At 72.1% G+C, this 8413-nt stretch carries 7 protein-coding genes; 3 read left to right on the plus strand and 4 right to left on the minus strand.

All coding sequences use genetic code 11. The features are described from left to right. Window positions 1–67 precede the first annotated feature (67 nt). Window positions 68–1834 (minus strand): proteasome ATPase, encoded by a 1767-nt coding sequence (gene arc, locus ABZ576_RS25560; protein ID WP_360745195.1) that lies wholly within the window; start codon window positions 1832–1834, stop codon window positions 68–70. 520 nt (window positions 1835–2354) lie between these two features. On the opposite strand from arc, the gene ABZ576_RS25565 reads away from it, so the two are divergent. Then, window positions 2355–2657, plus strand: a complete 303-nt coding sequence (locus ABZ576_RS25565; protein WP_360745198.1) for a ferredoxin — start codon at window positions 2355–2357, stop codon at window positions 2655–2657. Between the two features lie 7 nt (window positions 2658–2664). Here ABZ576_RS25565 and ABZ576_RS25570 read toward each other — a convergent pair whose 3' ends face one another. The 3 genes from ABZ576_RS25570 to ABZ576_RS25580 form a co-directional block, all read right to left on the minus strand. Continuing rightward, window positions 2665–3243 carry a hypothetical protein gene (locus ABZ576_RS25570; RefSeq protein WP_360745201.1) on the minus strand — a complete coding sequence of 193 codons (579 nt, stop codon included), beginning with the start codon at window positions 3241–3243 and terminating at the stop codon, window positions 2665–2667. Window positions 3244–3487: 244 nt separating this feature from the next. Then, complete coding sequence (locus ABZ576_RS25575) at window positions 3488–4390, minus strand: tRNA (adenine-N1)-methyltransferase (protein ID WP_360745203.1); 903 nt, start codon at window positions 4388–4390, stop codon at window positions 3488–3490. Window positions 4391–4460: 70 nt separating this feature from the next. Beyond that, entirely contained in the window at window positions 4461–6146 is a 1686-nt protein-coding gene (locus ABZ576_RS25580) for a site-2 protease family protein (protein WP_360745206.1), read from the minus strand. A gap of 509 nt (window positions 6147–6655) precedes the next feature. Between ABZ576_RS25580 and ABZ576_RS25585 the strand changes: the two genes are divergently transcribed. Further along, on the plus strand, window positions 6656–7564 hold the full coding sequence (locus ABZ576_RS25585; protein ID WP_360745234.1) for a RecB family exonuclease: 909 nt from the start codon (window positions 6656–6658) through the stop codon (window positions 7562–7564). A 53-nt stretch (window positions 7565–7617) separates the two neighbouring features. Then, window positions 7618–8292, plus strand: coding sequence for a response regulator transcription factor (locus tag ABZ576_RS25590; protein WP_360745209.1), 675 nt, complete (start codon window positions 7618–7620; stop codon window positions 8290–8292). Window positions 8293–8413: the final 121 nt, after the last annotated feature.

Below are 8413 nucleotides of genomic sequence, written 5' to 3' on the forward strand. Positions count from 1 at the left end.
CCGGTCGTGGCCTGGAAAACAGTCGGCTGCGGGTACCCCGTGGAGGGCACCCGCAGCCGCCCTGCTGTTACAGGTACTGACCGGTGTTCGCCACCGTGTCGATGGAGCGTCCGGTGTCCGCGCCCTGCTTTCCGGTGATGAGGGTGCGGATGTAGACGATCCGCTCGCCCTTCTTTCCGGAGATGCGGGCCCAGTCGTCGGGGTTGGTGGTGTTGGGCAGGTCCTCGTTCTCCTTGAACTCGTCCACGCATGCCTGGAGGAGGTGGGAGACGCGAAGGCCCTTCTGGTTCTTTTCCAGGAAGTCCTTGATCGCCATTTTCTTGGCGCGGCCCACGATGTTTTCGATCATGGCGCCGGAGTTGAAGTCCTTGAAGTACAGGACTTCCTTGTCGCCGTTGGCGTAGGTGACCTCCAGGAAGCGGTTCTCCTCGGATTCGGCGTACATGTGCTCGACCGCCGTCTGGATCATGCTCTGGACGGTGGTGGCCTTGTCGCCGTCGTGTTCGTCGAGGTCGTCCGCGTGCAGCGGGAGTCGCTCGGTGAGGTACTTGCCGAAGATGTCCTTCGCCGCTTCGGCGTCCGGGCGCTCGATCTTGATCTTCACGTCGAGCCGGCCGGGGCGCAGGATGGCGGGGTCGATCATGTCCTCGCGGTTGGAGGCGCCGATCACGACCACGTTCTGCAGGCCTTCGACGCCGTCGATCTCGGCGAGGAGCTGCGGGACGATGGTGTTCTCCACGTCGGAGCTGACGCCGGAGCCGCGGGTGCGGAAGAGGGACTCCATCTCGTCGAAGAAGACAATCACGGGGGTGCCCTCGCTGGCCTTCTCGCGGGCACGCTGGAAGACGAGGCGGATCTGGCGCTCGGTCTCGCCGACGTACTTGTTGAGGAGCTCGGGACCCTTGATGTTGAGGAAGAAGCTCTTGCCGGCGGCCTGGCCGGTGACCTCGGCGACCTTTTTGGCCAGTGAGTTCGCGACGGCCTTGGCGATCAGTGTCTTGCCGCATCCGGGCGGGCCGTAGAGCAGGACGCCCTTGGGCGGGCGGAGCTCGTGCTCCTTGAAGAGGTCCGGGTAGAGGTACGGCAGCTCGACCGCGTCGCGGATGGCCTCGATCTGGTTGCCGAGACCGCCGATCTGCTCGTAGCCGATGTCGGGGACTTCTTCGAGGACGAGTTCCTCGACCTCGCTCTTGGGCACGACCTCGTAGACGTAGCCGGAGCGGGGCTCCAGAAGGAGTGCGTCGCCGGCGCGGATGGTGACGTCCAGCAGCGGCTCGGCGAGCCGTACCACCCGCTCTTCGTCGGTGTGCCCGAGGACGAGGGCGCGCTCGCCGTCCTCGAGGATCTCCTTGAGGGTGACGATGTCGCCGACGCGCTCGAATTCCATGGCGTCGACCACGTTGAGCGCTTCGTTGAGCATGACCTCCTGGCCGCGCCTGAGGTCGTCGAGCTCGACGCTGGGGCTGACGTTCACGCGGAGCTTGCGGCCGCCGGTGAAGATGTCGGCGGTGCCGTCCTCGTTGGCTTGCAGGAAGACACCGAAGCCGGCCGGCGGCTGGGCGAGCCGGTCGACTTCCTCCTTGAGGGCCACGATCTGGTCGCGGGCCTCGCGGAGGGTGTTGGCCAGTCGTTCGTTCTGGGCGGACACGCCGGCCAGGTTCGTCTGCAGCTCGACGATCCGCTCTTCGAGAATCCTCGTGTGACGCGGAGAGTCGGCGAGCTTGCGGCGCAGGACGGCGATCTCCTGCTCAAGGTAGGCGATCTGCCCGGCCGGGTCGTCGGACCCGCGTCCCGGGCGGATGCCGCGGTTCATGTCGTCGTCGTGGGCTGCCACGGTCCTCACCTCCTCCAAGGGGAGCTGGACGCTTCCAGACCCTACCTGGGTGGGTGTCGATTGAAACCCCTAGATCACAAAGACTGTCAAGGTGTGTCGTCGGTCACCCGGTGCGCACTCCCTCGCACGGAGGGGATACCCACTCAACGTGATGGGAAAGCAGCTTGTTCCATGCGGGGCGCGGTCAAAACCCGCCAGGAGTGGCCGGAGTTGTCCGCTGCGCGGGGGGCGGGCCCGGGTGCGGGCAGCACGGAGAGCGCTCGTGCGATCATCACGCAGAGCGACGGTTCAGGCAGTCGGTGTCACTGTCGTGGCGGCCTGAAGTGGTCGACCCGGCCGCCGGGGCGTGCCTTGCCCGGTCCGGCGCTGGTACCCGAGCGGGGCGGGCCGGAAACCCGGTGGCGGGCGAACCGGGCCGGGATGCGGGCGGAGGTAGGGTCGAGGGTGTTCAACAGCCGCTGGAGCGGACCCGGCTGGCCCTCGTGGCGCCGGGCCGCCCGGCGAACCGACGGCAGGAGAGATGACCGTGCAGCAGGAGGCTCCGGGCGGCGAGGCGCTGGAGGTCTGGATCGACCAGGACCTGTGTACCGGCGACGGGATCTGCGCGCAGTACGCGCCGGAGGTGTTCGAGCTGGACATCGACGGGCTGGCGTATGTGAAGGGCGCGGGCGACGAGCTGCTGCAGGCGCCCGGGGCGACGACGGCGGTGCCGCTGCCGCTGTTGGCGGACGTGGTGGACTCGGCGAAGGAGTGTCCGGGCGAGTGCATCCATGTGCGGCGGGTTTCGGACGGGGTGGAGGTGTACGGGCCCGACGCGGAGTGAGTGCGGTTCAGACGCTGTGGGCTCCGGCCGGCGTGGAGCGCAGGAAGGCTCTGCCGTTCCACTGCCAGGTGGCCGGGGTTTTCACGTCGGGACAGCAACTGGGCACGGAGTCCGACGAGTAGCCGAGGAGCGTGGCCGAGAAGGCGCGGGCGCGGAGGGTGACGTCGGTGACGGTGAGCCGCTCCTCGGGCCGGACGAGGGTGGCGATGACGCGGGGCGAGGCCGCGTCCGCGGGGCGGGTGAGGACGTAGACCCCGTCGGGCGGGGTGCCCATGGGGGCGTCGCAGTGGACGACCGCGACCGTTTCGGGTCGGCCGTCGCCGTCCAGGTCTCCGGTGGCCTGCTTCACGACGACGGCCTTGACCGGTCCGCACTGCAGGGGGAAGCGCACGCCGGCCGTGCCGGGGGGCGCGGCGGCGGGTGCGGGTTCGGCCGCCGTGCCGTGGGCGGGCTGGGCGGCCGTGGCCGGTTCGGGCTGGAGGACGGAGGAGAGGGCCACGATCCCGGCGACGGCTGTGGCGGTGGCGACCCAGTGGATGGGCCGGGTCTGGGTGTGGGCGAGCTCCGGAACGGCGGATTGCTGCACGAGGAGTGTCTCCTGTGAGGGCTGTGCCGGTGGGGGTGGCCTGCATGGTGCCACACGTCACAGAGCGGGGGAACGGCGGGGTCCGGGATTCCCCCGGGCGGCACACCGGGGCGCGGTTCGGCGTGGGGGGCGGGGGCCGTGGGGGTCCTGGTGCCCTGTCAACGGTCGGGCGCCGTGGCCGGGTTCCCGTGGGTGGGTGGGAACTCGGCGACGGCGCCCTGGTGTTGTTCGCGCGCGGGGCCGGTCAGCGGCCGGCGCCGCCGTCGGCGTTGGGTCCGGCGTAGTCCTCGCCGTAGGCGCCCTTGGCGGGGCGGCGGCGGCGCATGGGCGGCTCGACGCCGTCGGCGAGGCGGCGGGCGGTGAGCAGGAAGCCGGTGTGGCCGATCATCCGGTGGTCGGGGCGGACGGCGAGGCCCTCGATGTGCCAGTTGCGGATCATGGTCTCCCAGGCGGTCGGCTCGTTGAAGCAGCCGATCTCCCGGATGGACTCCACGGTCCGGGCGAGCTGGGTGGTGGTGGCCACGTAGCAGCAGAGGATGCCGCCGGGGACGAGTGCCTTGGAGACGGCGTCCAGGCATTCCCAGGGGGCGAGCATGTCGAGGATGACGCGGTCGACGTCGGTGTCGGACAGGTTGTCCTGGAGGTCGCCGACGGTGAGCTGCCAGGCGGGGTGGGGGCCGCCGAAGTAGCGCTCGACGTTCTGCCGGGCGATGTCGGCGAAGTCCTCGCGGCGCTCGTAGGAGTGCAGCATGCCCTGGTCGCCGATGGCCCGGAGCAGGAAGCTGCTGAGCGAGCCGGAGCCGACGCCGGCCTCGACGACGCGGGCGCCGGGGAAGATGTCGGCGAAGGCGAGGATCTGCCCCGCGTCCTTGGGGTAGACGACGGCTGCCCCGCGGGGCATGGAGAGGACGTAGTCGGGGAGCAGGGGGCGCAGCGCGAGGTAGGCGACGTTGCCGGTGGTGCGGACAACGCTGCCCTCGGGAGCGCCGATCAGTTCGTCGTGCGGGAAGGAACCCTTGTGGGTGTGGAAGTTCTTTCCGGCTTCGAGCGTGAACGTGTAGTGGCGGCCCTTGGGGTCGGTCAGCTGTACCTGGTCCCCGACCTTGAAGGGCCCGCGCCTGCGGGCGGCACCGGTCGGTTCGGACATGTGACCAGCGTACCGGTTCCCTGCGGGGGGTTCGGCCGGCGGAGGGGGTGGTCGCCGGTCTCGTGCTCGCTCAGGCGGGCCGGGCCATCGCCTTGACGAAGGCGCGTTCCACGTCCGCCGCGGACAGCACGCCGTAGATCTCGCCGGTCTCCTCGACCACCAGGTACTCGGTGGCGGGGGTGGCGCGCAGGGCGTCGAGGAGGTCTTCTCCGGCCAGTTCTGCGGAGACCCGCATGCCGTCGGTCAGTTCCTGGGCGAGCCCGCTGACGGCGACCCAGGGGCGGCGGTGCTCCGGTACGCCGACGATGGCGGCCTCGCGGACGAGTGAGAGGGGGTGGCCGTCGGCGTCGACGACGACGAGGGCGCGGGCGCCGGCGGCGTTGGCGCGGCGCAGGGCCTCGGAGAGGGGGGTGTCGTTCTCCACCGGTACGGCTCGCCGGGTCAGGGCGCGGGCGCGCAGTTCGGGGAGGTGTTCGCGCAGCCGGGCCATGCGCAGGCTGTTGCCGGCGCCGGTCCAGATGATCGCGGCGAGGATGGCGGCGAGCAGGGCGTCGGTGACGGTGTCCATGCCGCCGGTGTCCTCACCGCTGCCGCCGAGGGCGCCGGACTGGTTGAGCAGCGGCAGGCCGATCAGGACGGAGACGGCGAGGGCCCGGCCGACCCAGGCGGCGGCGACGGTGCCGGTCATCGGCTTGCCGCTGAGCTTCCAGACGACGGCGCGGAGCATGCGGCCGCCGTCGAGGGGGAGGCCGGGCAGCAGGTTGAAGATCGCGACGATGAGGTTGGAGACCATGAGTCCGGCGAGCAGCACGCCGGGGACCGTGCCGGGCTCGACCGGCTTCATGGCGAGGTAGAACAGGCCGGCCAGCACGAGGGAGAGCAGGGGGCCGACGAAGGCGAGCACGAACTCGCGGCCCGGGGTCTCGGCTTCCTTCTCGATCTCGGAGACACCGCCGAAGAACTGGAGCTGGATGCGGCGGACCGGGAGCTTGAAGCGGATCGCGGCGATCGTGTGGGCCAGCTCGTGGACCAGGACGGAGGCGTAGAAGGCGACGGCGAAGAAGAGGGAGACCAGGTAGCGTGCGGCGCCCAGCTCGGGCAGCACGCGGTCGAGCTGGCCGCCGAAGACCCAGGTGATGAGCGCGGCGACGAGGAACCAGCTGGGCGCGACGTACACGGGTACGCCGAAGGGCCGGCCCATGAGGATGCCGCCGCCGGGTTCCTTGGGCCGCGGTTCGGGCGGCGCGCCCTTGGCGATACCGGAGTGCGCGAGCGTGCGGTGCTCCGGCTCGGCGGTGTGTGCGGGGGTGGCGGCGGGCGTTTGCCGGTCCGGGCCGTGCGCGGCGGGGGTGCGGGCGGCGCTGTCGGGGCGGTGGGCGGCGCCGCTGGGGCCGTGAGCGTCGGCCGGGCCGGACGGGTCGGCGTCGGTCGCCGTGCCGGGTGCGCCGTCGGTGGTGGTCCGGCCGGCCGGGATGTCGTCGGCCGGGGTTCCGGCGGGGCTGTCGGGGTCGTGCGCGCCGGCGGGGCCGGCTTTCGCGGGGCTGTCGGGTTCGCTCGGCGCGGCCGCCGGTCCGGGTTTCTCCGCCTGGGCCCGGGCCGGGTGCTCCGGGGCGGCGGTCTCGTCGGGTGCTGGACGTCCTGGGCCGGGCCCGGGCTGGTCGGTGGGTCCGGTCGCCGGGGCCCTACGGTCGGCGGAGTGCTCGGCCGGCTCGTCGTTCCCGGACCGCGGCTGTCCGCTCCCGCCGCTCACGTCCACGGTGTCCCCTCGTTCGATGCGTCTTCCGCACCTGCCGGGCGGAAGGGTCTCTGGTCGATGGTATGCGGCCGTGGTGGCACGTTCCGCCCCGGCACCCCTTGTGTTTGCCCCGTCGTGACGCGGTCGACGCGGCCGGGAGTGGGTCACTGTCAGTGGTGGGCCGTAAGGTCTGGGACATGGACAGCAGGATCGAGGAGGAGGCGGCCGTGCCGGACGGCGCCGAGCGGGCGCGACCGGCCGCCCCGACGCGACCGGCGACGCCCCCGCCGGCCCCCGCCTCCGAGGCGGCCGAGGCGGCCTCACCGGCCGCCCCGACGCCCGTGAGCGCGGACGCTGACGCGGGCGCCACCGCCGAGCCCGATGCGAGCCCCGCCGAGACCGGTGCCGGTCCGGCCGAGACCGGCGCGAGCCCGTCCGAGGCCGACGTGAGCCCCGCCGAGGCCGCTGCCGGCCCCGCCGAGACCGGCGCGCGCTCTGCCGAGGCCGGTGCCGGCTCCGCCGGTAGCGGTGTGCGGTCGGCCGAGGCCGGGGCGAGCGCCGCCGGTAGCGGTGCGAGCGGCGTCGGGGAGGCGGGGGCCGGACGGCGGGAGGCGGTGGCGCCCACCTCGCTGTCGCCGTCCCGGGCCAGTGACTTCATGCAGTGTCCGCTGCTGTACCGGTTCCGGGTGATCGACCGGCTGCCGGAGAAGCCGAGCGCGGCGGCGACGCGCGGGACGCTGGTGCACGCCGTGCTGGAGCGGCTGTTCGACGCGCCCGCCGGGGAGCGGACCGCGCCGCGGGCGAAGGCGCTGATCCCGGGGCAGTGGGACCGGCTCAGGGAGAGCAGGCCCGAGGTGACCGAGCTGTTCGCCGACGATCCGGACGGCGAGCGGCTGGCCGGCTGGCTCGCCGAGGCCGAGCGGCTGGTGGAGCGCTGGTTCACGCTGGAGGATCCGACCCGGCTGGAGCCGGCCGAGCGGGAGCTGTTCGTCGAGGCCGAGCTGGAGTCGGGGCTGCGGCTGCGCGGGATCATCGACCGGGTGGACGTGGCGCCGACCGGCGAGGTGCGGATCGTCGACTACAAGACCGGCAAGGCGCCCCGCCCCGAGTACGCCGAGGGCGCGCTGTTCCAGATGAAGTTCTACGCCCTCGTGGTGTGGCGGCTGAAGCGGGTCGTCCCGCGCCGGCTCCAGCTGGTGTACCTCGGCAGCGGTGAGGTGCTGACGTACGACCCGGTCCAGGCCGACCTGGAGCGGGTGGAGCGCAGGCTGCACGCGCTGTGGGAGGCCATCCGGCAGGCGACGGAGACCGGGGACTGGCGGCCGCGGCCGACCAAGCTGTGCGGCTGGTGCGATCACCGGGCGCACTGCCCGGAGTTCGGCGGCACTCCTCCGCCGTATCCGCTGCCGGTGCGGGCGGCGGAGTCCGGGACCGGGTGAGGCGGAGATCGGGCGCAGGGCAGAATGGGGCCGGACTAGCGAAGGAGTGTCACGTGGCCATCCGCGTCCTACTGGTCGACGACCAGCCGCTGCTGCGTACCGGTTTCCGGATGATCCTGGAGGCCGAGCAGGACCTCGCGGTCGTCGGCGAGGCCGGTGACGGCCTCCAGGCCCTGGACCAGGTGCGAGCGCTGCAGCCCGATGTCGTGCTGATGGACATCCGGATGCCGCGGATGGACGGGGTGGAGGCCACGCGGCAGATCACCGGGCCGGGCCGGGACGGTCCGGCCAAGGTGCTGGTGCTGACCACGTTCGATCTGGACGAATACGTGGTGGAGGCGCTGCGTGCCGGGGCGAGCGGCTTCCTGCTCAAGGACGCGCCCGCCAACGAACTGGTGCAGGCGATCCGGGTGGTGGCGGCCGGTGAGGCCATGCTGGCGCCGAGCATCACGCGGCGGCTGCTGGACAAGTACGCCACGCATCTTCCGTCCGGTGAGGAGCCGGTGCCGGACACCCTGCACACCCTCACCGACCGCGAGGTGGAGGTGCTGAAGCTGGTGGCGCGCGGGCTGTCCAACGCGGAGATCGCGGCGGACCTGTTCGTCAGCGAGACGACGGTGAAGACGCATGTGGGGCATGTGCTCACCAAGCTGGGTCTGAGGGACCGGGTGCAGGCGGCCGTGTACGCGTACGAGAGCGGTCTGGTGCGTCCGGGCGCGCAGCAGTAGTCCGCGGCGGGCCCGTCGAGGCGCGGGTCGCGGGACGGCGAAGGGCGCCCCTCCGTACGGAGGCGTTCCCGACCCCGACGTTCACCATCCCCGAGAACCTGATCCAGGGCCCGGGGAACGG

It is taken from the genome of Streptomyces sp. NPDC013455, from assembly GCF_040632975.1.
Taxonomy (GTDB): domain Bacteria; phylum Actinomycetota; class Actinomycetes; order Streptomycetales; family Streptomycetaceae; genus Streptomyces.

Coding starts and splice junctions, on each gene's coding strand:
- ABZ576_RS25565 (WP_360745198.1), top strand. CDS start 2,355: ATGACCGTGCAGCAGGAGGCTCCGGGCGGCGAGGCGCTGGAGGTCTGG.
- ABZ576_RS25575 (WP_360745203.1), bottom strand. CDS start 4,390: ATGTCCGAACCGACCGGTGCCGCCCGCAGGCGCGGGCCCTTCAAGGTC.